Annotated in this window: 25 protein-coding genes; 15 read left to right on the top strand and 10 right to left on the bottom strand. The window is 49.8% G+C overall.

The window, feature by feature from the left end:
• Window positions 1-364: 364 nt before the first annotated feature.
• Window positions 365-820: a nuclear transport factor 2 family protein gene (locus A7K98_RS11930; RefSeq protein WP_198361105.1), complete on the bottom strand. Its 456-nt coding sequence runs from the start codon at window positions 818-820 to the stop codon at window positions 365-367.
• Window positions 821-832: 12 nt separating this feature from the next.
• A complete protein-coding gene (locus A7K98_RS11925; RefSeq protein WP_087490482.1) occupies window positions 833-1,387 on the bottom strand; it encodes a VOC family protein in 555 nt (184 codons plus the stop codon).
• A 137-nt stretch (window positions 1,388-1,524) separates the two neighbouring features.
• Here A7K98_RS11925 and A7K98_RS11920 point away from each other — a divergent pair, with 137 nt between their 5' ends.
• From A7K98_RS11920 to A7K98_RS11910, 3 genes are all read left to right on the top strand, one after another.
• Window positions 1,525-2,433 (top strand): LysR family transcriptional regulator, encoded by a 909-nt coding sequence (locus A7K98_RS11920; protein ID WP_087488759.1) that lies wholly within the window; start codon window positions 1,525-1,527, stop codon window positions 2,431-2,433.
• A 147-nt stretch (window positions 2,434-2,580) separates the two neighbouring features.
• Window positions 2,581-2,985: a nuclear transport factor 2 family protein gene (locus A7K98_RS11915; protein ID WP_087488758.1), complete on the top strand. Its 405-nt coding sequence runs from the start codon at window positions 2,581-2,583 to the stop codon at window positions 2,983-2,985.
• Window positions 2,986-3,037: 52 nt separating this feature from the next.
• Window positions 3,038-3,421: a putative quinol monooxygenase gene (locus tag A7K98_RS11910; protein ID WP_087488757.1), complete on the top strand. Its 384-nt coding sequence runs from the start codon at window positions 3,038-3,040 to the stop codon at window positions 3,419-3,421.
• 66 nt (window positions 3,422-3,487) lie between these two features.
• Here A7K98_RS11910 and A7K98_RS21350 read toward each other — a convergent pair whose 3' ends face one another.
• The gene (locus A7K98_RS21350) at window positions 3,488-3,631 is read right to left on the bottom strand and encodes a hypothetical protein (RefSeq protein ID WP_157665938.1); all 144 of its coding nucleotides are present in this window, start codon (window positions 3,629-3,631) and stop codon (window positions 3,488-3,490) included.
• A 99-nt stretch (window positions 3,632-3,730) separates the two neighbouring features.
• Here A7K98_RS21350 and A7K98_RS11905 point away from each other — a divergent pair, with 99 nt between their 5' ends.
• On the top strand, window positions 3,731-4,681 hold the full coding sequence (locus A7K98_RS11905) for an AraC family transcriptional regulator (protein WP_087490481.1): 951 nt from the start codon (window positions 3,731-3,733) through the stop codon (window positions 4,679-4,681).
• Window positions 4,682-4,881: 200 nt separating this feature from the next.
• Entirely contained in the window at window positions 4,882-6,261 is a 1,380-nt protein-coding gene (locus A7K98_RS11900) for an MFS transporter (protein WP_087488756.1), read from the top strand.
• A gap of 139 nt (window positions 6,262-6,400) precedes the next feature.
• Here the strand turns inward: A7K98_RS11900 and A7K98_RS11895 are convergent, their stop codons facing one another.
• Entirely contained in the window at window positions 6,401-7,147 is a 747-nt protein-coding gene (locus A7K98_RS11895) for an SDR family oxidoreductase (protein WP_087488755.1), read from the bottom strand.
• Window positions 7,148-7,737: 590 nt separating this feature from the next.
• On the opposite strand from A7K98_RS11895, the gene A7K98_RS11890 reads away from it, so the two are divergent.
• Window positions 7,738-8,439, top strand: a complete 702-nt coding sequence (locus A7K98_RS11890; protein ID WP_322787356.1) for a zinc-binding dehydrogenase — start codon at window positions 7,738-7,740, stop codon at window positions 8,437-8,439.
• A 264-nt stretch (window positions 8,440-8,703) separates the two neighbouring features.
• On the opposite strand, the gene A7K98_RS11885 is transcribed toward A7K98_RS11890, so the two are convergent.
• A complete protein-coding gene (locus A7K98_RS11885) occupies window positions 8,704-9,942 on the bottom strand; it encodes an MFS transporter (RefSeq protein WP_087488754.1) in 1,239 nt (412 codons plus the stop codon).
• A 494-nt stretch (window positions 9,943-10,436) separates the two neighbouring features.
• Here A7K98_RS11885 and A7K98_RS11880 point away from each other — a divergent pair, with 494 nt between their 5' ends.
• The 4 genes from A7K98_RS11880 to A7K98_RS11865 all read left to right on the top strand — a co-directional run bounded on the left by A7K98_RS11880 (window position 10,437) and on the right by A7K98_RS11865 (window position 15,639).
• Entirely contained in the window at window positions 10,437-12,671 is a 2,235-nt protein-coding gene (locus tag A7K98_RS11880; protein ID WP_087488753.1) for a xanthine dehydrogenase family protein molybdopterin-binding subunit, read from the top strand.
• 2 nt (window positions 12,672-12,673) lie between these two features.
• Window positions 12,674-13,147 carry a (2Fe-2S)-binding protein gene (locus A7K98_RS11875; protein WP_087488752.1) on the top strand — a complete coding sequence of 158 codons (474 nt, stop codon included), beginning with the start codon at window positions 12,674-12,676 and terminating at the stop codon, window positions 13,145-13,147.
• Entirely contained in the window at window positions 13,144-14,448 is a 1,305-nt protein-coding gene (locus A7K98_RS11870) for a c-type cytochrome (RefSeq protein ID WP_087488751.1), read from the top strand. The genes A7K98_RS11875 and A7K98_RS11870 overlap by 4 nt, the downstream gene beginning before the upstream one ends.
• Window positions 14,449-14,661: 213 nt before the next feature.
• Window positions 14,662-15,639, top strand: coding sequence for an XdhC family protein (locus tag A7K98_RS11865; RefSeq protein ID WP_087488750.1), 978 nt, complete (start codon window positions 14,662-14,664; stop codon window positions 15,637-15,639).
• Window positions 15,640-16,037: 398 nt separating this feature from the next.
• Here A7K98_RS11865 and A7K98_RS11860 read toward each other — a convergent pair whose 3' ends face one another.
• Window positions 16,038-16,802, bottom strand: a complete 765-nt coding sequence (locus tag A7K98_RS11860; RefSeq protein ID WP_087493481.1) for an SDR family oxidoreductase — start codon at window positions 16,800-16,802, stop codon at window positions 16,038-16,040.
• Window positions 16,803-16,967: 165 nt separating this feature from the next.
• Here A7K98_RS11860 and A7K98_RS11855 point away from each other — a divergent pair, with 165 nt between their 5' ends.
• Window positions 16,968-17,858, top strand: a complete 891-nt coding sequence (locus A7K98_RS11855) for a LysR family transcriptional regulator (RefSeq protein ID WP_087488748.1) — start codon at window positions 16,968-16,970, stop codon at window positions 17,856-17,858.
• Between the two features lie 36 nt (window positions 17,859-17,894).
• On the opposite strand, the gene A7K98_RS11850 is transcribed toward A7K98_RS11855, so the two are convergent.
• Window positions 17,895-18,872 carry an aldo/keto reductase gene (locus A7K98_RS11850; RefSeq protein ID WP_157665936.1) on the bottom strand — a complete coding sequence of 326 codons (978 nt, stop codon included), beginning with the start codon at window positions 18,870-18,872 and terminating at the stop codon, window positions 17,895-17,897.
• A 26-nt stretch (window positions 18,873-18,898) separates the two neighbouring features.
• Window positions 18,899-19,750, bottom strand: a complete 852-nt coding sequence (locus A7K98_RS11845; protein ID WP_087490480.1) for an aldo/keto reductase — start codon at window positions 19,748-19,750, stop codon at window positions 18,899-18,901.
• Window positions 19,751-20,465: 715 nt separating this feature from the next.
• Here A7K98_RS11845 and A7K98_RS11840 point away from each other — a divergent pair.
• From A7K98_RS11840 to A7K98_RS11830, 3 genes are all read left to right on the top strand, one after another.
• The gene (locus A7K98_RS11840; RefSeq protein WP_087488746.1) at window positions 20,466-21,515 is read left to right on the top strand and encodes an NAD(P)-dependent alcohol dehydrogenase; all 1,050 of its coding nucleotides are present in this window, start codon (window positions 20,466-20,468) and stop codon (window positions 21,513-21,515) included.
• Window positions 21,516-21,764: 249 nt separating this feature from the next.
• Entirely contained in the window at window positions 21,765-22,163 is a 399-nt protein-coding gene (locus tag A7K98_RS11835) for a (R)-mandelonitrile lyase (protein WP_087488745.1), read from the top strand.
• Window positions 22,160-22,951 (top strand): carboxymuconolactone decarboxylase family protein, encoded by a 792-nt coding sequence (locus tag A7K98_RS11830; RefSeq protein WP_087488744.1) that lies wholly within the window; start codon window positions 22,160-22,162, stop codon window positions 22,949-22,951. The genes A7K98_RS11835 and A7K98_RS11830 overlap by 4 nt, the downstream gene beginning before the upstream one ends.
• A gap of 89 nt (window positions 22,952-23,040) precedes the next feature.
• Here the strand turns inward: A7K98_RS11830 and A7K98_RS11825 are convergent, their stop codons facing one another.
• Entirely contained in the window at window positions 23,041-23,940 is a 900-nt protein-coding gene (locus tag A7K98_RS11825) for a LysR family transcriptional regulator (protein WP_087488743.1), read from the bottom strand.
• 221 nt (window positions 23,941-24,161) lie between these two features.
• Between A7K98_RS11825 and A7K98_RS11820 the strand changes: the two genes are divergently transcribed.
• A complete protein-coding gene (locus A7K98_RS11820) occupies window positions 24,162-25,034 on the top strand; it encodes an aldo/keto reductase (protein ID WP_087488742.1) in 873 nt (290 codons plus the stop codon).
• A gap of 441 nt (window positions 25,035-25,475) precedes the next feature.
• Here A7K98_RS11820 and A7K98_RS11815 read toward each other — a convergent pair whose 3' ends face one another.
• Complete coding sequence (locus A7K98_RS11815) at window positions 25,476-26,327, bottom strand: aldo/keto reductase (RefSeq protein WP_087488741.1); 852 nt, start codon at window positions 26,325-26,327, stop codon at window positions 25,476-25,478.
• Window positions 26,328-26,573 lie beyond the last annotated feature (246 nt).

Raw genomic sequence — 26,573 nt, 5'->3', positions numbered from 1 at the left:
CTGTGATGTGCTGTAAGAGTTTATTCAGGGAAGGTTTATCCGGAAGTGATTAACCATTTCATCAGCGGTCGTCAGCCGAATGCTGGTCAGAAAAAACCGACAAGCAGAGGCATATCTGAGCAAGATAAATCAGGCGGGCTAATTTTTCTGCTTACTTAGCCGCACATCGCCACCAGTGATGATTCCGTCGTCAGGGGCAGGACGGCCTGCCGGATGCCTGGTTTTAGTGCGACCACAACAGCCAGAAAGATTCTGAACTACCCTGAGTGGATTATTGCTTGCCCTTCATGCTGCCAGGCGGCAGACAAAAGCAGCCTGTATTCACGATTCTGTACCGATTCGTGGGTTATACCGGCCTGTCGCCTTATTTCTCCAGGAAAACCCGGGCACTGGATAATTTGTTGTGAGTTACCGTAAAGATGTCTTCTCCACGGACCAAAAAGGGGTTGCTCGCGGGGCCGTATCCCCAACTGACACGGGCAATGCCATGATTCCACTGTACCGGAGCGGGGGTGAAGATAAAGCAGCTGTGCAGGGACTGCACTTTACTGATCGCCGCATTGACCTGTGCCATACCCTGATTCAGACCGTTCTCGTCAGCGACAAAAAAGTCATGGGTATAGACCTCCGGAAATTTTTTCGCCCGTTCAGCAGAATGGGTATCGTTCCAGATGGCAAAATGGCTGTCAATCAACTGCTGTAATCCTGCAGGTTCTGGCTGAGTTGTTTCGATATTCACGGGAGTCTCCTTTGCACTTGCATAATGAGTACCGGTCAGTAACGCGCTGGCCAGCAGAATATGGCTGAATATGTTCTTCATCCGGAGTTCCTCTTAACCCGCTGTTTTTACTTTGCCAGTCAGTTCAATCTGAGAACCCCAGGGAGTCAGAAAATAGAACCACTGAGTGCCGTCAGCATTAGTCACCGGTGAGCTTAATGTTTTTAGTCCGGCTTTTTTCACCGCCTGATATCCAGCCATGACATCGCTGGTTTTCAGGGCAATATGGGTTTCGGCATCGTCATCCTGATGTGGGCGATGATGATCAATCTGCTTTCCGCTGTACTGGAACAGTTCTATACCGGTACCGTTCGGTAAACGCACCATGGCAAAATGCTTAAGTTCGCTGGACTGATGCCAGTGGTAGGCCGTTTTCCAGGCTGCCGGGATAGTCCCCGGAGCCATATCGGATTCCAGCGTGGCCCCAAAAGTGGTCCGGAAAAAGCTGACCGCCTGATTCAGGTCAGGAACGTTAATTCCCACATGGTCTAAACCGGCAACCGTCACTATTGGAGTTTGTGTGGCACTGAACGCCGGGACTGAAAAACTGCCTGCACCCAGTAGCAGTGAAGAGGCGAACAGCAGTGAAGTGATTTTCTGGTGGCTCATTTTAATTTCCTTCTGATAAGTCATTCACCTGACGAATCTTTTCTGCTGACCGCCGGTGTCGTTTGATGTAAACAGCATATCGACGCAGAGCGATTTTCAAAATAGAATGATTTGAAATTCATCATTGCAGATTTGAAATGAATAAATTCCCGGATTTTGAAGGGCTCGCGATGTTTGCCAAAGTCGCAGAAGAAGGATCTTTCGCTGCGGCGGCCAGAGTGATGGGAGTGTCGGTTCCCACCGTATCACGTGCTGTAGCAAGACTTGAGGAGCGGTTAGGCGGTCGGTTGTTTAACCGTACCTCGCGTCAGTTATCACTGACAGAGTTTGGTCAAAGCATGGCGGCAAAAGCATCTGACATCTACCGCCAGGCGGAAGAGGTGGAAAGTGAAGCACATGAGCTTTCGGTTCAACCGCGCGGCCAGATCCGTTTAGCGGTGCCGATGTCATTTGGTCTGCGCTGGATTGCGCCATTGCTACCGGAACTTATTGCTCAGTTTCCCGAACTGAGCATCGATCTTCATCTGTCCGATGCCTCCGTTGATTTAATCGCGGACGGTTTCGACGCGGCATTACGCATCGCGGCGTTACCGGATTCTTCGCTGGTAGCCCGTAAGATCTGTAATGTGTCGCAGTACCTGCTGGCATCGCCGGACTATCTTGCCCGAGAGGGTATACCTCAGCACCCGCGGGAATTATCTGCCAGGACATGCTTTAGCTATGCTTATCGTGCCCGTAGCCAGGTGTGGCGTTTTACTCATCCCTCGGGTGGCCAGGAAGATGTAGTTCCCAATGGCCCGCTGCGGGTAACCAATTCGGATGCATTACTGCCACCGTTACTGGCGGGGTTAGGGATTGCCGAATTGCCGGGTTTTATGGCCGCTGAGTATCTGAAAACAGGGCAACTTATTCATCTGCTGGATGAATGGTCAATGACTCAGGGAGGGCTCTATTTTGTCACCCCGACAGCCCGCACCCGCCCGCTAAAAGTAAAGGTGTTATCAGATTTCTTTGTTAAGCATCTGAGCGATCCTGACTGGGGTTAAGCCTAGACAGTATCGTTTATCAGACACTGTAATCATTTCATTTTTGCAATGATGACTTTCGTTATTTTCTATTTTGTGGTTTTCAGGATTCCTTTATTGTTGTCTTATGCCGCAGACAGCCGGCTTCAAAACAGAAGGGCATCACTCATGAAAACAGCCGTACAGTTACTTCAAAACTATCTGGACAGTATCCGGGACCCAAAAGCCGCTGCTGCACTTTTTGCCGCTGAGGGTGCTCTGGAATTACCGTATCTGCAGACTCTGGGCCAGCAACACAGGGTACAGGGACCAGCAGCTATCGAAAGCTTTATTGGCGGGCTGCTCAGTAAAGTTCCTGAGTTTCGTTTCCGTAATATCCGGTTTTTTATCGAAACACCGACCCAGGCTTTCGCCGAATACAGCGTGGAAGCTCCTGTCGAAGGAACCGGACGGATATACAAACAGACCTATGCCGGGCGGCTGGTGGCGGAGGATGGAAAGATAGTTTTACTGCGCGAATCACTGGATACCCTTGCTGCCTGGCGTGCTTTTCACGGCAAAGATCCTTCCTGATTTTATCCTGTGGCCTGTAGCTGAATTCAACATTAGCCTTACGGAGAAAATAATGAGCCTTAACCCTAAAATTAGTACCGCGGGTGATCATGATAAAACTCAGCCGACCGAAATCATCGTCAGCGCGTACTACCGTGTGCATCCTGAAGACCGCCAAACCTTTATCGATGCGGTAAAACCGGAGATGCAGGCAGCACAGCAGCTACCTGGCTGTGTTTTTTATGCTTTTTCCCAGGACCTGGTCAATCCGGATGCTTTTCATCTGTCTGAGGGCTGGGCGGATATTGAAGCCTATGAACGCCATGAGAATTCTGAAACTTTTTTAAAAGCACTGGCCAGCGTGGTGAAAAACGTCCGTATCCTGCACCGTGAAGGGATTCGTTATGATGTGGCCAAACAGCATATTGATGATCCACGTGGTAAAGTCACTTCCTGAGGGGCTGGTCATTTACCGCAGTAGCTGCCGCAGTAGTTTCACCTGATTACGTGGCGTAATTACCGGTCAACGACAACCGCTGGCGGTCAACCGATACATCGTACCCGCCAGTGTCCTGCAATTCTGTATATGCGCTTTGGCCGCGCCGTAGCGGTTTTCGCTGCCGGTGGAACGGTATTGTGAACCGCCTAACGAATCCTGCCTTGCCACTGGCAGAGAATCCTGACCGAAGGTCAATGAGTCACGTGAATCCGCAGAAAAATGGTATTTTAGTCTCCACTCATCACAATGAATTATTCGGGAATTTTAATGGACCCATTATCTGATGTCCTGCAACTGTTGTCGGCCAGCAGTTATATCACCAGCGGTCAGTCCGCAGGACCTTGTTGGTCTATGCGTTACCCGGGGTTCTCCGGCATGAAATTTATCTCTCTGCGTAAAGGTTCGCTATGGTTTCGCCTGGAAGCAGAACAGCAGTGGCATCAAATGTCCCCCGGTGACGGATTTATTCTGACCCGATCAGCGCCTTTTCTGATGGCAACTGACCCAGGTTTGCCTGCAGTCTCTTCTGAGAGCGTCCCGTATCAGCGACGTCATGGTATTGCAGATTACGGCGGTGACGACAGTATCCTGTTGGCCGGTAAAATGGAGATTGACCCAATGCCGGCCAGCCAGTTACTGAGTATGTTACCGGTGCTAATCCCGATGAAAACAGGCACTGAATACTCCTCAACACTTTACTGGCTGATGGCGAGGCTTCACGAAGAAAATTTATCCCCGCTTCCGGGGTCGTCACTGGCGGGCAACCATCTGATGCAGCTCATTATGATTGAAGGCATTCGCGGCTGGATTCTTTCTGAAGGTTCAGGTCTGAGTGGCTGGATGGGGGCATTGAGTGAACCACGTATTCTCAAAGCGCTTGAAGCTATGCATAGTCACCCGGAAAAAAACTGGCAACTGGCTGAACTGGCTGCTGTTGCCGGGATGTCGCGGGCGGGATTTGCGCGACGCTTTAGTGAGTCAACCGGAACTACCCCTTTAAGTTACCTGACTCACTGGCGAATGCAAATTGCCAGCAGGGCGTTGAGACTTAGCAGGGAGCCGGTAAAACATCTGGCTTTCAGACTGGGCTACGCGAACGAAAGTACCTTCAGTACCGTGTTTAAACGGGTATATGGGATATCTCCTACTGCACATCGGGCTCAATATAGTGAAGGGCCAGTCTATCCTCTTCTCCCTTATCAGCATAAAACACTGTGATATCGGTTTGACTGTGCCGTTTTGATACTCTTAAGTAAGTGTTGTGGACTTTTGATTATTATCAGTCTCATTCAGCCGGGGTATTCTTTCCCGTATTCATCAGCGGGTGTGCGTTCCTGATTCAGGAGGTCACCAGCTGGCTGAAATAAATGATCTTTTCCGTCAACGGACGGAAGACTATCTGCTAACGGGAAAATAAAATGATTACAAAACAGGCCAGTAAACGATGGTTTACTGCGGCATCCTGCCTGGGGATTGTCCTGGTTCAGCTTGACGTAAGCATAGTCAATGTTGGTTTACATTCGCTTAAGCAAGCCTACAACGCTTCGGTGTCCGATCTGGAATGGGTCATTAATGCTTATGCGCTGGTTTTCGCTGCACTGATGCTAAGTTCAGGCAGTATTGTTGACCGCTTTGGTTCTAAAAAAACCTTTATCAGCGGAGTGCTGATTTTCATCGTGGCATCGGTATGCTGTGCGTTAGCGCCGACCATTGGCTGGCTTGATTTTACCCGCGGCCTTCAGGGGATAGGTGCTGCACTTTTACTCCCCAGTTCGCTGACCTTGCTTCGTCAGTATTTTTCCGATTCGCATGAACGGTCATCTGCTATTGCCATGTGGGCGGCTGCCGGTTCGCTGGCACTTGTGGCAGGGCCGGTAGCGGGAGGATTGCTAATCAGGTTTTTTGGCTGGAAGAGTCTGTTTCTCATCAACTTTCCTCTGGGTATTTTAAGTGTCATGATTATCCAACGTCTGGCGCCAGCCAGTCCGCAATCCCAGGCTAAAATTAATCTGCCCGGCCAGGCGCTGATTGTTGCAGGGTTAGCTATGCTGACATTTACCCTGACCGGGGCCGGGAATTACGGCTGGACCAACCCGGTTATTCTGGCCACCTTGTTGCCTGGTGTCGCACTAATGGTGGTTTTTCATCGTGTCGATAGCCGTTCGACGATACCGGTGATTGCAAGAAGTGTCAGAGACAATCCATTGATGATCAGTGCGGTCGTCATTGGCTTTTTGTGTAATCTGGTGTTTTACGGAGCTGTCTTTATCTTCAGCATCTTCTTTCAGAACCGGTTACATCTGTCGGCTCTGGAAACAGGTATCGCGTTTATGCCGATGATGGCGTTAACCGCGCTGGTTAACTTTTGCTCAAGATGGTTCATTTCATGGAGCTCGATCCGGACACTCTCTCTGCTTGGGAGCCTTATCAGCCTGTTGGGATTTGTGATAATTCTCTTCATCACTGCGGGCTGGACTGCTGACCAGTTGTTCATACCGATGATACTTCTGGGAAGCGGGACCTCCTTTGCTATGCCAGTGATGACCAATATAGTGATATCGCAGGCAACGCAGAATTCTGCGGGATCAGCATCGGCTTTCTTTAACTGTGCAAGACAAATGGGCGGAGTGACCGGGGTTGCCGTATTTGGGCTTATCCTGAGTGCAGGTAGCGATAATATGACTCAGGGATTACGGCTGATCGCCACTGCGGCGGCAATGGTGGTCGTTGCCTGGATCATCATCAGTCTGAAAAAGCTCCCGGCTCTTAAGCTACGCGAGCTTTCTTCTCATGAGTAAAAACGCCTTATCCGGTCATAATATCCGGTTTAATTACAGACCTGACGCTGCTGTCTGAAATCTGTGTTGGCCAGGGCCGCCACAGCGGCCCTGGCTAAACACCGGCCACACTAAGAATTTAAGACAGAATCTCAGACTATTATAATTCCTGAGCTGTGGGTCTGAAGATAATTTCACTCACTCCAACGTCTTCAGGTTCATTAATCACAAAAGCGACCATGCGAGCAAAGGTTTCTGCAGGCACTCCGACATTTTCAACATAATCCTGATTTGCCTGCTTAACATCTATATCGGAGATATGGTCAAGGAGTTCAGTTTTTACCGCGCCAGGGGAGATTAATGTGGCACGAATATTATGCACCGCCATTTCCTGACGCAAACCTTCGGTTAAAGCCCGGACAGCAAATTTGGTCGCTGAATAGACAGCAGAACTCTCGAAAACCAGGTGTGCAGCAACTGATGCGGTGTTTATGATGTGGCCTGATTTTTGTGATTTCATATAAGGCAGTACTGCAGCAATCCCGTGTAGAACGCCACGCAGATTGACATCAATCATCTGATTCCATTCATCAATATTGCCCTGTTCAAGGCGTGAAAGCGGCATTACACCGGCATTATTGATCAGTACATCCACACGACCGAATTTATTTATCGTGGTCTGAATGAGGTGGTTGACGTCGTCCGCTTTCGTCACATCAGTAGCGACAGCAATGACATTTTTATCCTGCTGTTGTAGTTCGCTGGCCAGAGCAGCGATACGATCGGTTCTGCGCGCTGCCATAACCACCTTCGCTCCTTTTTCTGCAAGGTGACGTGCTGCAGCCTCACCCATACCGCTGGATGCGCCGGTAATGACAACTACTTTGTCTTTAATATTATCGGTCATTTTACTCTCCTGAAAAGATGATTGGCGGTAGTCGTGTTGAGCTGACAGAATTCTGATTCCACTATTTCAGCATCCCGAAAACCAATGTCAGAACGAGGAGATCTTAGCAGGCGCGTATTGATTCGATAATCCTGATAAAATACTAGCATTTATTAATAAAACTCATGAATTTATCCGGGAAAGCAGAGGGGGGGGAACAGATGAGGTTTTATTTAAGAAATACTATACTGCTTTTTCCGGTGAGAGCTTCAACCGACGGGAGGCCCGGGGGTGGTCAGCAGGGTAATGACTCACCGTATTTTTCCCTGAAAACAACATGATTAAGTTGCCACAATGATTAATACAGCACTTATTTACCGGAGATTTGGCGAACCAGAACAGGTTCTGCAGTCTGAGGGTGTTTTAAAACAACAACGTTCAGCACAGCATCTGCGCGTCAGGATGTTGTACTCGCCAGTGAATGCGTCCGATTTAATTCCCATCACAGTCCCATCACAGGAGCATACCGGCACCGGATTACCTTACCCGCTACGGCAGGATATGAAGGGGTTGGGATAGTCATTGAAGCGCCAGCCGAATTCTCACCGCTTGTGGGGAAGCGGGTACTCCCGTTACGTGGTGAAGGAACCTGGCAGACTTATACTGATTGCCTTCCTGAAATGGCGGTTCAGGTGCCTGATGATATTGATGATATCCTGGCTTCAAGAGCCTACATCAATCCTTTCGCTGCCCGGTTAATGCTGCGTTATTATCCCCCGACAAAAAAATCCATAATGCTGACTGCTGCCAACGCCGATTGTGCACTTCTGTTGGGGCAATGGGCTTTGCAAATGGGCGCTTGTTGTGTGTATGGTGTTTATCGTTCCCCTCAGCATAGAGATAAACTTCAACGTTGTGGGATAAACCCGGTACCGCTGGATGACAGGGTTCATCTTGCCAGCAGCGCCAGAGACAGTGATATTGTATATGACGCCGTTGGCGGCTCGCTGGCAGAGTTTTTGCTGGACAGTATGAAGCGTGATGGACGATTTGTTTCCTACGGTTTGCTCTCGGGCCAGCCCTATAAAATCCAGTCTGTCTCTCCGGCGACATGTTGGTTTCATATTCGTAATTATCTTGACGACTTCAGTAATAGCGACTGGCAGCAAGAGTTCAGTGATATCTGGCCACTTCTGCAAAGCAGTGAACTGAATGAATATCGGCTTTATTCGTCGGTTCAGTGGCGGGAGGCAATTAACAGTTACTATAAGAGCGGGCGCTTGCTTAAACCCGTGTTGATGTTAAATGAATAATCCTTCATGATCTCCATTGCACAGCGTAAGCCCCCCGATGCCGGCAGAAATTCCGCCATCACAGATGCCAGACAGAACGGCGCGTCATCCTGTCTCTGGTCAGAGTAAACAGTAAGTTAACCCTTCGGGATAAGTGAGACTTCAGTTGCGGCGGTAAGAGAAACCCGGGGGGATTTTACTATGACCCCGGAGGTTATATAAAACCGAAGATAAAGCCGCTGAATCACCCTTCCAAAGTGTTTAGCGGCATACCTGTAACGTATTTTATTTTTTCAGGCTCTTCCTGGTATCCGGCATAAACAACGTGATAAATCCCAACAACGGCAGGAAAGCACACAGGCTGTAAACCCAGTCGATGCCGTGGATATCGGCCAGTTTGCCCAGACCCGCAGCGGCCAAACCACCTATACCAAACATGGTACCAAACATGATTCCGGCTACCATTCCTGAGCGACCAGGGATGATCTCCTGAGCATAAACCACCAGTGCAGAGAAAGCCGAAGACAGAATCAGGCCAATAATAATGGTAAACACGATAGTCCAGTGCAGATCGACATAAGGCAGCGCCAGCGAGAACGGAATAACGCCTAAAAATGAGATCCACACTACCGCTTTACGCCCTAAACGATCACCGACCGGCCCGCCGGCAAAAGTCCCGACCGCCACCGCTGCAAGAAAAGCAAACAGGCAGAGCTGTGCTTTTTCCAGTGGCAGACTGAAGTGATGTACCAGGTAAAAGGTGAAATAATTGCTCAGTGACGCGATGTAGGTAAATTTGGCGAACATCAGAATGCCGACTACCACCAGCGCCTGGAATACTTTGGCCCGGCTGAGTTGCTGCACTACGGCACTGTTATGGCGTTTCATATGCATCTGGCCGTAGTGTGCAGACCAGTGGCTGAGTTTAGTCAGAATGACAATCGCGATGAATGCGCAAACCATCAGCCAGGCCACAGACAACTGGCCATGAGGAATAATCAACAAGGCTGCCAGCAGAGGCCCGAAAGAAGAGCCGGTATTTCCGCCCACCTGAAAGGCAGACTGCGCGGTGCCAAACCGTCCACCTGACGCCATACGGGCAATACGGGATGCCTCCGGGTGGAAGACAGATGAACCCACACCAACCATCGCTGCGGCAATTAATATGGTTAAGAAATTCCCGGCTATAGCCAGTAAGCCAATGCCCAGCAGAGTCACCCCCATCCCCGATGGCAATAACAAGGGTTTAGGGTGCTTATCAGTATACAACCCTATCCATGGCTGAAGCAGTGAGGCAGTTATCTGGTACACAAGGGATATCAACCCAATTTGCGTATAGCTGAGGGTAAAGTTCGCCTTAAGCATTGGGTAGATTGAAGGCAATACCGACTGGATCATGTCATTACAACCATGAGCGAGAGCGGTGGCCCCGACAATGCTGACCAGGAAACCCCGGGCTGATTCTGAGCTGGCTGAGTCTGGTATCGCGGTGGGATGCCCGGGTTCAGTGGTATGCGACGTCATATTAATGTCTCTTTACAGATGAAGATAAGCTGGTTTATGAGTTGCCTGTTTCAACAGCTTCCCGAAATACCGATATTCCGCCGTTTTCGACGCTATCAGCAGAATAATCATAAGTGCAAAACTTAAATCTGAAATGCCAAATTATATAGATAAAGCGCCAGCAGGGGCATTGTCACCTGAAACTTCCCTGACATTGTTTTATGGGCCGAATTCTCTCCCGTTATTCCTCTGTGGATAAATATCCACCGGCAGAGATGTCACTTTTACCGGCCGGGATCATTATGGCCCGGAGGAGTGTGGTATCTGGTCATTATTAAGGGCTGACGGCCGGAAAAATTGCAGCGAATTAATTAATAATACTCATAACCCTTATCGATATATGGCTATTAACCCGTGGCTGGCTAAATGCTAGTTTGAAACGCTGGTCGATTTGTTTCTTAAAAATAAAAGTATAACAAAGTTAACACTCTTTTCTCTGTGTGGAGCATGGTGCGATGGATATTCCAGATATTCAGTTTTCAAGGCGTCGGTTTATGGCCGGCGCAGGCGCGTTACTCATTGGTGCCTGGTTACCTGCAAAAGCGAAGATGGCAGCGATGACGCTGACGGGTGAAATGCCTGCTTCTGACGCAATGACCGGGCAATTTAAGGCGAATGCCTTTGTACAAATAGGTACTGATGACATTGTCACGGTACTAAGTAAACATACTGAAGTAGGACAGGGCGTCTATACCGGAATGGCAACACTGGTTGCTGAAGAACTGGACGCTGACTGGTCTAGGGTCAGGGTTATTGCTGCGCCTGTAGACACGAATGTCTATAAAAATATGAAACTGGGCGTCCAGGGGACCGGTGGCTCCAGTGCCGTTGCCAATGCTTATGAACAGATGCGCCAGATGGGGGCCATCGCACGTATGATGCTGGTGAGCGCTGCGGCCCGTGAATGGCAGGTGCCTGTCCGGGAAATTACAGTGCAGCGTGGCATTATCTCCCACACCGGAAGTGGTCGTTCCGGCTCCTTTGGGCAGTTTGCGACCCTGGCCTCCACCATGCCCGCTCCGGCGTTGGAGAATGTTCATCTCAAGGACGCCGCCAGCTTTACTCTGATAGGCAAACTTCGTACTACTCCCCGCCTGGATTCGCCAGCCAAAACCAACGGTAGTGCTTATTTCTCTCAGGATATTCATGAAAAGGATATGCTGACGGTGACGATTAAAAAACCCTCTTACTTTGGGGCGAAATTAGAGTCGTTTGATGCCAGTGAAGCATTGAAAGTTCCTGGTGTCGTCACGGTTAAAGCAACGGATACCGGCGTGGCGGTTTACGCACGTTCTTCATGGGCAGCTATTCGGGGTCGCGAAAAGCTGCAAACGGTCTGGGATGAATCTGCTGCTGAAAAACGCAGTACCGATGAGCTGTTTGCTGAATTCAGGTCAAAGGCGCAATCAACAGGAGCTGTGGCGGCACAAACCGGTAATCCTGACGAGGCGTTCAATGGCGCCGACAAGGTCATCGAGGCCGAATATACCTTCCCCTGGATAGCCCACGCGCCGATGGAGCCGCTGGCCGCTTATCTCTACTGGGATGGTGAGAGCGTACATGCCAAATATGGCTGCCAGATCCAGACACTCGATCAAAATCAGTTCTGCGAATATTTCAAGCTTCCCGCTGAGAAAGTGCATATCGAAACCATACTTGCCGGGGGTAGCTTCGGGCGGCGGATTGACCTGGGTAATAAAGTACTGGGTCCCGACCTGGCGGCGGACCTGTCGGGTGTTGCCAAAGCTATCGGGCCTGGTCAGGGGGTCAAACTGATCTCTACCCGGGAGGATGATCTGACTGGCGGCTGGTATCGTCCGATGATACTGCACCGTTTTCGCGCGGCCATCAAAGACAACCACATTGTCGCCTGGACCAACACGGTGGCCGGTCAGTCTTTTCTCGTAAATAGTGCCTTTGCCGGGATGCTGAAAGACGGGGTGGACGGGACCATGGTGGAAGGAGCAAAAGATACCCCTTACACCTTTGAGAATTTTCGTTGCGATGCTCATATTGTCACGAGCAAAATCCCGGTCACGTCATTGCGTTCCGTGGGGAGTACCCACACGGGTCATGCTGTCGAAAGCTTTATCGATCAGTTGTTACAGGAGACCGGACAGGACCCTGTTGAAGGTCGGCTGGCACTGATGAAGGAAGCACCTCGTGAAGCAGGCGTTCTGCGTGCGGTAGCCAAAGCCGCAAACTGGCAGGGACCTGAGGCTGCCGACGGCAGAATGCGTGGCGTGGGTGTGGCGAAAGCCTTTGACACCAGGGTGGCACAGATTGCTGAAGTCTCTATTGGCCCTGGCGGGATACCCAAAGTGCATAAAGTCTGGTGCGCAGTTGACTGCGGCATCGCGGTTAATCCGGATGTCATCAAGGCACAAATTGAAGGTGGGATTGGCTATGGTCTTAGCATCGCACTTTACGGCAATATTTCGATGAAAGAGGGGCGCATCGAGCAGTCAAACTTCAACAGTTACCGGCCATTACGTATAAACGAAATGCCTGAGATTGAGGTTGTCATTGTTCCATCCACTGAAGCCCCAAGTGGCGTCGGTGAACTGGGTGTACCCACTATTGCGCCAGCCGTTGGAAATGCTCTGGCTCGTCTGGGCCGTCCCCGTAGCAGTTTAAGTCTTCCTTTTCATCGTCCCGGTTCATCGTCGACGCAACAATCAGAGGCATAATCATGACCACATTAACCATCAATAATAATTCCGTGCCATTTGACGATGATGAACAAATGCCTTTGCTGTGGTTCCTGCGTGATGCGGCGGGTCTTACCGGGACTAAATTTGGCTGCGGTATTGCCATGTGCGGCGCCTGTACGGTGCATCTGGATGGTGTCCCTGTCCGGGCCTGTCAGACTACCGTGGCAGCAGCAAAAGGTAAGCACATAACAACTATCGAAGGTATCAGTGCTAGCTCTGTCGGTCAGATTGTGCAGAAAGCCTGGGTCGATCTGGATGTCGTGCAGTGCGGATACTGCCAGTCCGGACAGATTATGTCGGCCACGGCGTTACTGACACAAAAACACAATCCCAGCGATGCAGATATCGATGCTGCAATGAGCGGCAATATCTGCCGCTGCGCCACCTATGCACGTATTCGCGCGGCTATCCATCAGGCAGCGACAAATTTGACTGAGGAGAGCAACGGATGAGAACAGGAGTGAAGCGAATATCCGGGCTGATTGGCGTACTGGTGCTGGTAGTCATTGTTTACTGTGGATACCAGATCCTGAAGCCTGAAGGTGCCGAGCCGGTTCCCCCGATTTCCGGCGCACCTGCCACGATGACCAGCCAGATACAGCGCGGTGAATATCTTGCCAAAGCGGCTGACTGTGTCGCCTGCCATACCGCACCAGGCGGTAAACCCTTTGCCGGAGGATTTCGTTTTTCTCTGCCTTTCGGCGCAATTTATGGCACTAATATTACCGCTGATAAAGAAACCGGTATCGGTAACTGGAGCGATGATCAGTTTGTTGCTGCGGTAAGAGAGGGCGTCAGCCCGCACGGCAATCTCTACCCGGCGATGCCTTATACCTCCTACACCGGTATGAGCCGTGATGATGTACTTGCTATCAAAGCCTGGCTGTTCAGCCTGCCGCCGGTGAAACAGGCTAACCGTACCAATGAACTCTCGTTTCCCTTCAATCAGCGCTGGGGCATGGCCTTCTGGAATCTGGTCTTTTTTAATCATCAGCGGTTTGCGCCAAATCCTCAGCAGGATGCAGAATGGAATCGCGGAGCGTATCTGGCCGGACCTCTCGGACATTGTGCGGAATGCCATACTCCCCGAAATATCGGTTTTGGCCTGAAGAGCGGCAAGGCATTGAGCGGAGAGGTAGTGCAGGGATGGTTTGCTGGCAACATCACTCCTGATAAGCAAACCGGTATTGGCGGGTGGACCGATGCACAGCTTTCGCAATTCCTGGCCGTAGGACACGCCGAGGGCAGAAGTAGCGCCTCCGGGCCGATGGCAGAAGTCGTGCAAAACAGTACCCAGTATCTGACGCCGGAAGACAATGCGGCACTGGTTAAGTATCTGCGAAATATTGAACCTGTTGCCACTGAGGCCAGTGCTCAGGTTAATTTGCAGCCAGAGGGTGCGGTGAACTCCAGTGCAATTCTGCCTGCGTCTGCAACTCAGTCTCAGGGGCAACAGCTTTTTGCCGGTGACTGTAGCGGTTGTCACTTATGGAATGGTGCTGGACGCCAGACACCGTATGCTTCGTTAAAAGGTAGCACGGCAGTTAACGATCCACAGGGTCGCAGTGTTGTGCAGGCAATTTTGCGCGGCAGCCACCTGAATGTGAAGGATCAGGTGTTGATGATGCCTGGATTTGGCGACAAATATTCCGATGAGGAAGTGGCAGCGGTAGCGAACTACGTGCTGCGTCAGTTTGGTGACAAGCAGGGAACGGTGACCGCCAAACAGGTGGCTGAGCAGCGTAAGAATTAGGCCTTGAAAGTAGAGGGTGGATATCCTGTGACTGGCGGTGGGTTCCTGCCAGAAATTTTATCCTCTCCTGCTTTTTTATCCTCTCCTGATAAGTGACAGGACGATACCGATGTCAGGACAGACAATACTATCTGAACGGATTGCACTGACGGACCCTGGTTACCCGCTGGCTATTGACCGGCCTGCCGATATTTTTATATGAGATAAAAAGTAATGATGACACTCGACCAGCGTGTGGTGAATGCAGCACTGAACTGGCATCAGTCTAATCAGCCGGTATGGGTCTGTACCGTTCTGAGCACGTATGGCTCGTCGCCTCGCGCCCCGGGAACCCTTATGGCAGTAAACCACAAGGGCGAATACTGTGGCTCACTGTCTGGTGGCTGCATTGAAGAGGATTTTCTGGCGCAGCTGGCGGCCGGGCATTACCGCGAGTGGAGCCAGATAATTCGGTACGGTGAGGGAGGAATGCGTCCTGATGTTCAACTACCCTGTGGAGGACGGCTGGATGTATTAATTGAATATCTGCCGCCTGACGCAACCAGTTTAACGATATTGCAGGCGATGCAGCAGGCCCTGTCTGGCAGAATACAGATGGTGAAAGGAGTCGCTGAGGGGGCCAGAGCTGACTGGAATTCTCTTCCATCCGGACAGGAATTGCCTGCGTTGGACTACCGCGGTAGCGACCAGCCGATTCTTCTGCCGGTGGGCGCTGTTCCGGAATTGCTGATAGCGGGCTACTCTACAGTGGCGTTTGAGTGTATCCGCCTTGGCCAGCTGTTGGGGTTCCATGTTCGCGTCTGTGAACACCGGCAGGATATGTTGAACGAACTGGAAGTGCATTTTTCCGCTGCCGATAATGTCACGATTGTACCTCAGCATCCCGCCCGTTGGCTTGAGCTTAACGGAGCCCCCCCTACAGCCGCTATAGTATCCCTGACTCATGATCCCCGTATTGATGAGTTAACAATGATGGAAGCCATCAGTACGCATGCTTTTTATATTGGCATCATGGGTTCGGCCAAAAACAGCGCAAAAAGAAAGCAGCGTCTGCAGACTATTGGTGGTATGCAACCTGAAGATCTTGCCCGGATTAAAGCGCCGATTGGTCTGGCGATAGGGAGTAAAACGCCAGCCGAAATTGCTCTGTCGGTGATGGCCGATATTGTAAAAACCCGAAACAGGGTTTAGGTTAACAGCAGGATTTATACCTAAAGCATATCCTGTTAACCAGTTCCTCTGATAATGGTAATGCAGATTCAGGTCATATCTTGCGACATGCGGTGGGTAACAAACACGGATTCGCTTTATATAATAATGACAGTGGATGATGTAGCGCAGCCGACACCGGGGTAAATATCACCCCTAAGATAAAGTCAGCCGTTATTTAACCCCCTGAACCGGGCATTAGCGTATTGAGTGCCTGAGATTTCGCTCCTGATATTATTCTGTGGTCAGTTAGCGGGGATTCTCAGCCGTGCTGGCTCAAAGAAATATCCTGGCGTAGTCACCAAATACTCAACCGGGTAGTACTGACAAAAAGCTGACCAGGCTATGACAAAAATATCAGGGTTCTGGCGTTGATATTTTTATAACATACTAAGATCGTTAATAATGCACTCAGGTTCTTTACTGAGAGGCATATTATCCTGGTCTAAAACTCCATCATTTTTAAGTGGGCTATCAGTCTGCAACTCTGCAAACAATGGAGTCAGGTCTTGCTGTGCTTCTCCTTGAATTGCTATCAGCTCGAACGTTTTATTTTTTGCTGCATCATTGCTCAGGGCACTGACCAGAACCCGGGCGATTTGTTTGCGAGCAATCACACCATCTTCCGGGGTTCCGGTATGGCGTTTGTCCCCCTGAAGCATAACGATTCTGTGTTCGTCCGGGTTATTGTAATCAAACCAGCCGGGCCGGACGATGGTATAGGGGTGACCACTGGCCCGGACCAGACGTTCGGCACGCCTTTTCCAGTCATGGACCTCAGTGCGTTGATTCCAACTGCTGAGCCGTTCTGTTACTCCAATGGCCGTCATTAAGCCAATACGAACCGAAGTATTCCTGAAGATACGTAATATATTACGCACACCGCCATAATCTATCGCTCTGGCACCAATACGCCCCAGTCCATCGGAACCGTGAGTAAAAATGATGCTATCAATATCTTTCGGTAAACCGCTGAGTGTCTCAGGTAATGAAATATCTCCGTAGAACACCTCTGTTCCACGAGGAAGTAATTTAATTTTCTGTTTATTTCTGACCAGGGCCAAAGGCTGATGGCCCATTTCAATCGCGGTATTCACGACATTGAGACCAATGCTGCCCGTTGATCCTACAATAAGTATTTTCATGATAAATCTTCTGCTAAATTAAGCTTAACTTTGCATCCAGAATATCAATGATCGTTATTGCCAGTCATAGGTTTAAAATGATTGTGTCTATGAATAACCTTCATGAGTCTGGCCTGAAGGTAATGCTATTATTCTGCGGGTAATGCCACTATAAGGAAATCACCCATGCTCAAAGAGAATTTCAACGATCTGCAAATTTTTCTCGTGGTGGCAAGAGAGCGAAGTTTTACCAAAGCAGCGGGCAAACTGGGAGTTTCTCAGTCTGCACTCAGTCATGCGATGAAAGCCCTGGAAGAAAGACTCAATATCCGTCTTCTGACCCGCACGACCCGCAGCGTAGCCCCTACTGAAGCCGGTGAGCGGATTATTGCCTGCCTCGAACCCCGTATTGCCGATCTTGAACAGGAGCTGGAATCACTGGTTCAACTGAACTGTATCGCCTCCGGCAATATTCGTTTATCTGCCGGAGAGCATGCCGCGCGAAGCCTGGTATGGCCTAAGTTAAAACCCTTCCTCGCGGAATACCCGGAAATTAACGTGGAACTGGTGGTGGATAACGGCTTTGTCAATATTGTTGAGGGGCGTTTTGATGCGGGTATCCGTCTGGGCGAAAGCGTGGATAAGGATATGATTGCTGTAAGGATTGGGCCAGAGATGAGGATGGCAATAGTGGGATCACCGTCCTATTTTGCCGCAAATCCCGCCCCTCTGACACCGCATGATCTACAAACTCACCGATGTATCAATATGCGGCTGCCCACTGCTGGTGGACTTTACCACTGGGAGTTTGAGAAGGAGGGTAAGCCGCTACGGGTCAGAGTGGAAGGACAGGTAACGTTTAATTTGCAGGCGGAAAGGATTGATGCGGCTTTATCCGGTTTTGGCCTTGCCTGTATACCTGATGACAGGGTAGAGGATTATATAAAATCCGGGGAACTTATTCGGGTTCTGCAAGACTGGTGTCCATTTTTTCCTGGCTATTATCTTTACTATCCCAGCCGTAAACAGCATCCCCCGGCTTTTGCACTGATGATAGATGCCCTCCGCTATACGTAATAACGGGGCCGCTACTGACTGCGGACCCGTCCGGTATTAACGACCTACACGAGCCTGATGTTCAGGAGAATAACGTTCGCCGACGACGTTAATCGTTTCAAGCGCCCGGGTTATCTGTTGCAAGTCATCCTGAGAAAGGATGATGTCGGCGGCCCCGAGGTTTTCCTCCAGCCGGTGCAGTTTGGTGGTACCGGGAATTGGAACAATCCACGGTTTTTGTGCCAGTAGCCAGGCCAGAGCGATTTGTGCGGAGCTTACACCTTTCGCAGCAGCCAGTTCACCCAGCAATGTAACCAGCTTCTCATTGGCTTCAATCGCCTGTTCAGCGAAACGCGGCACAGTGCTGCGGTAATCATCCTTCCCAAAAATTGTTCCGGGCTTAATCGATCCTGTCAGGAAGCCTTTACCTAATGGGCTGAACGGAACAAAACCAATGCCCAGTTCTTCCAGTAACGGCAGGATCTCCTGCTCAGGTTCGCGCCACCACATGGAGTATTCACTTTGCAACGCAGTAACCGGTTGTACGGCATGCGCACGACGAATGGTTTGTGCGCCCGCTTCGGACAGACCGAAATGTTTAACTTTGCCTTCAGCTATCAGGTCTTTTACTGTACCCGCAACATCTTCAATAGGGACATCCGGGTCGACGCGGTGGATCAATAACATCCGTTTGAAGACGGCGTAAAGAGCCTTCCACAGCTTCACTGATATGCTCAGGACGGTGTTTAAAATCTGCTGCTTATTGTCCGCACCGAAGGTAAAACCAAACTTGGTGGCAATGATTACACGGTCACGAAACGGCTTTAAGGCCTCTCCGACCACCTCTTCATTAAGAAACGGACCATACACTTCAGCGGTATCGAAGAACGTGACACCACGTTCAACCGCAGCGCGAATCAACCCGATTGCCTGACGGGTATCGGTCGCCGGGCCATAGCCGTGGCTTAAACCCATACAACCCAGCCCAGGCGCGGAAACTTCAAGACCGGATTTACCAAGATAACGTGTTTGCATTGAATAAATACCTCTTCTATCGCGACTTAAACATCCAGTTTGCGGCCAGTCAGCCATTCCACCATCGCCGGGTCGCGGTGAGAGAAGAAGGCGCTGGTGGCGGTGTCGAGGGCAGTAATCTGCAGCATCTCTTCAGAGCTGAGTTCAAAGTCGAGAATGTTGATGTTCTCCTGCATGCGTTCTTTTCGGACCGATTTGGCCAATGAAACGATGCCTCGCTGGAAGATCCAGCGCAGTACTACCTGGCCTACGCTTTTGCCGTACTTCTGACCTATTGCCGTCAGCACGGGATGCTGGAACAGGCCATTTTTACCCTCAGCAAACGGAGCCCAGGCTTCGGGCTGAATACCACGGCTTTGCATCCATGGCACGGCATGAAGCTGCTGGTTAAAGGGGTTAACTTCAATCTGGTTTACCGCAGGGGCAACTTTGTTGAAGGCGATAAGGTCAGCCAGTCGGTCAGGATGGAAGTTGCTGACGCCAATAGCACGAATTTTGCCAGCCTGTTGTAATTCTTCCATGGCACGCCACGCCCCGTGGACATCACCGTAAGGCTGGTGAATCAGGTACAGGTCAACGTAATCAAGTTGCAGTCGATTCAGGGAGCGTTCGAACTGTGCTTTAGCGCCTTCGTAATGAGTATCCTGCAACCACAGTTTGGTGGTGACAAACAGTTCGTCACGAGCGATATCGGTCTGTTTCAGTGCGTTCCCGACCTGGGTTTCATTCTGGTAAGACGCGGCGGTATAGATCAGGCGGTATCCTGTATCGATAGCATCAAGTACGGCTCTTTCGCATTCAGCGGCATCAGACATCTGAAACACACCAAAGCCCAGCAGGGGCATTTCAATACCGTTGTTCAGTTTTACAGTTTGCATGACGTTATCCTGTGATTGTTGAGTAGTAAAAGGATAGCGCAAAGTTATTTATGCGATTAGATGGGGTAATTAGCTAGGGTTTATCAGATGTGTTCATTAATTTGGAGCAGGTAACCGGAATGCCTTCGGCAAATATCGCAGCAGCATAAATACCAGCAAACAGGGTTAATCGCGGTGAATCTGCTAAACCCGCATAAGCATCCGCCTGGTAATTTATATCCCTGGCTGTCGATACCTTATTAACGCTCAGACAATAACAACCATAGCATCGTCCTCAATTCCCTCATAGCAGAGCTCCTCAGTTATCCGTTAAGTGACATGTCCGGCTCCGGGCAGGTTAGCTCTCCGGATTGTAAAATGAGTGTCCCGGTCTGCTTTTAAATGGTGCAGTGGTGTTATCCTGACTCTCTGCGATTTATTATTTTTTTTCATTAATGAAATCGCAATTGTGCGGTTGTGCGGATAAAACCGATGTTGTTACTGTAAGGCATGTTTTGATCAATATTCTTTGCATCTGTCATGGCGCCTTCAGCCATTCCCGTGTCCCTGGCCGGGGAACCGGAGGCGCTAACCAGAGGCTTTCCTGATTTTGATACCGGAACTAAAAAGGGCGTGAGTAATAACAGTCAGTTGCAGGCGGTAATGTGTCGTCTGTCGTCATTATCTGATTGAATATGAACAGCGACACTTTTCTCCGTCACGATATGAGGTAGTTATGAAAACGATTGGTTATGCAGCGCACGATTCTGACGCGAAACTTGTTCCCTATCATTTTGAACGTCGCGATTTACGTGAAAACGATGTCGCCATTGAAATTCTCTACTGCGGCGTTTGTCATTCAGACTTGCATACGGTCAATGGCGACTGGGGTCCGCAGGCTTATCCATTGATCCCCGGACACGAGATAGTAGGGGTCGTCACGTCCGTGGCGCAGAACGTCAAAAAATATCATGCAGGTGATCATGTTGCCGTTGGCTGCATGGTGGATAGCTGTATGCACTGTGATCAGTGTGAGCATGGCGAAGAGCAATTTTGTCGTAACGGTATGACGCCTACCTATGGCGCACCGGACCGCATTAGCGGTGAAGTCACTCAGGGTGGATACTCCAAACATATTGTCGTACGTGAAGAGTTTGTTCTGCGCGTACCGGAAAATATGGACCTGGCAAAGACCGCACCTATCCTCTGTGCTGGTATTACTACCTTCTCTCCGCTGCGTACCTGGAATGTTGGTCCGGGAAGCCGTATTGGCGTGATAGGTTTAGGTGGCCTGGGCCATATGGCGGTTAAGCTGGCCGTCGCGATGGGGGCCGTGGTGACCGTCATCAGCCGCAATAAGAACAAGGAAGACGAAGCAAAAGCGCTGGGTGCGAAAGGTATTCTGCCTTCCTCTGATCCGCAGGCATTACAGGACTCAGCCGCCGCATTCGATTTAATTATTGATACAGTGCCCGTTAAGCATGACCTGAATATCTATACTCCGCTATTAGATATTGATGGTTCATTAGTTATTGTAGGTCAGGTGGGGATGATGGATGAACCACTCACTATCCCTCTGGTCATGGGGCGCCGCCGCGTCGCTGGCTCGCTTATCGGTGGCATTGCAGAAACTCAGGAAGTCCTGGATTTCTGTGCAAAGCATGATGTCTATCCTGAGTGCGAAATGATTAATATCGACAGTATAAACGATGCGTTCGCCCGTCTTGCCGAGGGTGACATGGCCCACCGCTTCGTCATTGATATGGCTTCGCTTAGCGCAGAATAAATACTGATAGACAAGCGGTCGCGTGCGTTTGCTGCCGCTTGCACAACTTCTCTTCAGCAGTAATAACTGTCGCGATTCATGAATTTTGTTCATTTTTCTATTCTGATAACAGCGATTAACAAGCTGTTCTTTTCTGATAAAAATAGTGTCCACCCGCTTCGGTTGAGCGGTTGCTCATATTTTTAGCGGTCTTTCAGGATGGAGTCTGCGGGGCCTGACAGGCATATTTTGGCAACAATCAGCGCGTAGATTACAGAGGAACTAACGATTGCTGAACCCGCTGACCACTTTACCGGGCGTGCTTACATTGACCCACTTTTTTCACCGGTTGCACCGCAAAGAACCGGAGCAGCCTATGTCACTTTCGTTCCGGGTGCGCGATCTGACTGGCATACTCATCCGCTTGGGCAGACGCTGGTGATAACCTCCGGTACCGGCTGGGTACAGGAGTGGGGTGGAGAACGGAAAACGGTGCACGCAGGGGATGTTGTTCAATGCCCACCGGGGGTTAAGCACTGGCACGGCGCTACGGATAACACCACGATGGTTCATATGGCCATTCAGGAATCGAATGACAAAGGTGAAAACGTAAACTGGCTTGAAAAAGTCAGTGATGATCAGTATCTGCAGGCGGGAGAACATGAATGATAAACAGGGTATTACTGGCTATTGTTCCTCTGTTATTGATGAGCGGATGCATTTCCCATACCACGCAAAACAGGAGTTCAAAAATGATACCACAAGATGCACATGGCGCTGTTGCTGAAGTCGCACCCGCTATGGCGGCGTATGCTCAACGATTTATTGAGAAAGATCTCTGGAATCGTCCGGAGCTATCGCGCCGTGATCGCAGTCTGGTCACGGTTGCAGCACTCATCAGCCGTAATGATACCGCTGAGCTTCCATACTATCTTAATGTGGCGCTGGATAGCGGCGTAAAACCCGCTGAAATTTCGGAGGTCATTACTCACCTGGCATTTTATGCTGGCTGGCCAAATGCTACCTCTGCGGCACTGGCTGCACGTAACGTATTTTCGCAACGCCATATTGATACGGCATCATTGCCAGGTGATAAAGTGGATTTTCTCCCACTGGATAAAGAGTCTGAAAACCAACGTGCCACCATGGTTGAGTCAAACTTTGGCGAGGTATCTCCGGGTGTAGTGAAATACACCACGGATGCGCTATTCCAGGACCTGTGGCTGCGGCCTGGTCTGGCACCACGGGACCGGAGTCTGGTCACCGTCAGCGCACTGGTGACCGCCGGACAAGTGGCACAAGTGCCTTATCATCTCAACCGTGCAATGAATAATGGTTTGACCCGGACTCAGGCCTCAGAGGTGCTGACGCAGTTGGCCTTTGTGGCGGGTTGGCCAAACATTTTCTCGGCATTACCTGTATTTAAAGAAGTATTTGCAGGCAGAAATACCGCATAACGGATGACAATGTACAAAAGCCAGTACCTGAACAGGTGCTGGCTTTTTTCTGCGAACAAGAGTAGGTGGATACTCCGGCAGGAGCATATTCAGGGATGTCTGTAGTGGCGCAGCGCGTCAATCACAAGCTCGAAAGCTTTCGAATGATTTCGATTTTCCGGGTAGTAAATGTAATAACCTTCCCAGTAAGGGCACCAGTCTTCAAGGACGCTGATCAGTTCGCCGGAGGCGAGCTGTTTCTCAGCGATATCGCGGGGAACATGTGCCAGTCCGTATCCTTCTGTCGCGGCCTGCAGATTTTGATAGATACGACTAAACACAAGCTGACCGCCGACTTTGACATTCAGGCTCTTACCCTCTTTTTCAAACTCCCAGACATACAAATTACCGTGGGTGGGAAACCGAAGATTGATGCAGTTGTGATCAATAAGATCGTTAGGGTGCTGTGGCAAAGTGTGCCGGGAAAAATAGTCTGGAGAACCCACCACAGCGAAGCGTACATCCGGGCCGATGCGCACTGAAATCATGCCATTAGATATTTGTTCACCGAGTCGTGTACCCGCGTCAAAACGGCCGGAGACAATATCCGTCAGAGCATAGTCGTCAATCAACTCCAGAGTAATATCCGGGTATTCCTTAAGTAGTGGTTCAAGCTTAGGCCATATCACTGAGCCTATCGCATAATCCGACGTTGAGATACGTACCGTACCGGCGGCTTTACTGTTGAGGTCTTTCAGTGACTGTAATCGCCCCTGGATACCATCGATATAAGGGCCGAGGTCATCGAGCATGGATTGCCCTAGATCGGTTAACGAAATACTGCGTGTGGTGCGGGTCAGAAGTTTCATCCCAAGACGGGATTCGAGGGTGCGAATAGTATGGCTAAGCGCTGATTGTGAAACGCCTAAATGGGCCGCTGCTTTGGTAAAACTCTTTTCACGCGCCACCACTATAAACGCCATTAAATCATTAAGGTTTTCCCGTGCCAACCTGTGCTCCTTGCAGCCAAAAAAGAGTAATGAGCGTAGTGTAGCGTAATGCAACACGAACAAGCACTCAATCGAGGGATAATTTATTGCTTTTGAACGGGTCGAATTTCAGGGAATACCATTTATGATATTCATTCATATGTCATATCGAATTTCACCCCTAACTCACCCCTGCCTTTTACTTTAAAATGATTATTCGTCTATGACAGAGGAATTCAATAGTGGATTATTCATTATTAAACAATAACCTGAAAATGCCTATGGCCGGTTTTGGTGTTTTTCAGGTGACAGATAAAGAAGAATGTAAGCAGTCAGTGTTGACTGCCATTCGTGCTGGCTATCGTCTCATCGATACCGCAGCCGTTTACGGTAATGAAGATGCTGTTGGTGACGCTGTGCGTGAGGCCATTGCCGAAGGTTTATGTCGTCGCGAAGATCTGTTTATTACCTCAAAACTGTGGGTACAGGATATGGCCAGTTACGATATGGCCAGGGCAGGTATCGACGCTTCCTTAGAAAAATCAGGGCTGGAATATTTTGATCTCTATTTACTGCACCAGGCAATGCGCGATTATTTCAGCGCGTGGCGTGCACTTGAAGACGCCTATGATGCCGGTAAACTTAAGGCGATTGGAGTCTCTAATTTCTATGCTCATGTATTAGCAAACTTCTGTGAGACCGTCAGAATCAGGCCCATGGTGAATCAGGTTGAATTACATCCTTACTTCACCCAGCCGGTTGCCCTTGAAACCATGAAGTATTACAACGTTCAACCGGAAGCCTGGGCCCCATTAGGCGGCGGCAGGCATAAGCCGTATGAAAATGAAATGCTGCAACGAATTGCCGATGCCCACAAGAAAACGGTTGCTCAGGTTGTACTGCGCTGGAATGTGCAGCGTGGCGTCACGGTTATCCCTAAATCCACCCGTCAGGAGCGTATTGAAGAGAACTTTGCCATCTGGGATTTCTCACTGACTGAGAGCGAGATGGAACAAATCAGCTCACTCGATTTAGGCTACGTTGGCGATGCCATGAAACACTTTAACCCGGAATTTGTGCGTGGCTGTCTCGGTGTGAAAATTCACGACCGTTAACGCTGATTTTCGTATTGAGCCTTCATGAGTGAAGGCTCAATACGACGTATTTCTGCCGGAGATTTTTCTCTTGCAGGAATTTACTCACCTGGTGACGGAAGCACCGATTCAGCGTTTGATTGTCGTGAGAGAACTGAACGCTTTAAAAGGACTCTGGCCGGTTAAACTACCCCTGCTCATCCGTTTCTGACTAAACAGCCTCTTATCTGGTCGTGCGCCCGGCGCTGCCCAGACCTGGATGGTCGACCAGAGAGTTGAAAATCTACGTCTCAGTCATATATTCCGGAGCTCTTCACGACCCTGCGGGATCATTTCCCGGGTATGAGATAATTGACCTGAACCGGGCAACATAACCAGAGAGCGTAACCATTGCTCAGCACGGTTTCTCATGCCGGGCAGCGATGAGTGTCTGATTAATTTAAATATGCCTGATCACTTATTTCACGTATCAAAACGTATCTGTGAAATTTTCCGGATACGATCAGGGTCGGTATGAGAATGGAAACAACTTACGCCCGTTTCCATGTGGGAGATAATGTCGGTCTCTTCTTCACTGAGTTGAAAATCAAAAACTTCCAGGTTTTGTTTCATTCGTTGTGGGCTGACAGATTTCGGAATCACAATAATGTCACGCTGAATCAACCATCTGAGCACAACCTGAGCGACACTTTTGCCATGTTTTTCTGCAATCTTTAACAACACCGGGTTTTGAAAGAGATGGTTACGGCCTTCAGCGAACGAAGCCCATGACTGTGGCTGAACCCCCAATTCTTTCATGAATGAAACGTTCTCTTCCTGCTGATAAAAGGGATTGATTTCTATCTGATTCAGCGCGGGGGGAATCCGGTTAAAGACAGTCAAATCCACCAGCCGGTCCGGCGAGAAGTTACTGACGCCGATACTGCGCAGCGTACCATCATCAAACTTCTCTTCCATGGCCCGCCATGTGCCGAACACATCTGAGTAAGGCTGGTGAATGAGATACAAATCTACGTAGTCCAGCCCCAGGCGTTCCAGAGAGCGATCTATTGCCCGAAGGGTCTGGCTGTATCCCATATCCTGAACCCATACCTTGGTGGTAATAAACAGATCTTCCCGCGCAACTCCGCTGCGTTTTATTGCCTGACCAACAGCTTTCTCATTCTGGTAGGCGGCAGCTGTATCAATAAGTCGGTAACCCGCTTTTATTGCTTCATATACGGCATTTTCACATTCATCAGCATCATTTATTTGATAAACGCCAAAGCCCAACCGGGGCATACGGTGACCAGAGTTTAACGTGACATAGTTCATTGGTTTACCTCAATAGATCTGCTTTCAGCATCTGACCGGTTCATTAAGCACAAACTATCCATAGAGTAGCGCTGGTTTTCCGGTTCAGGGGAATGGTCAGTATAATTAAACCGCGATAGATAATTAATCATAGAAAGTCGCTATCAGTTTATCAAAAGTCTCATGAACTCATCCGGCGGTTGTCTTCACTCTTCCGGATTCGATAGCGTTAGCCTTCCACTCATTGAAGCGGGTTATCGAAAGGAA

It is taken from the genome of Tatumella citrea, assembly GCF_002163585.1.
GTDB lineage: Bacteria > Pseudomonadota > Gammaproteobacteria > Enterobacterales > Enterobacteriaceae > Tatumella > Tatumella citrea.
The sequence above is the reverse complement of the archived record's forward strand: the minus strand, read 5'-3'. Positions and strand labels throughout refer to the sequence as shown.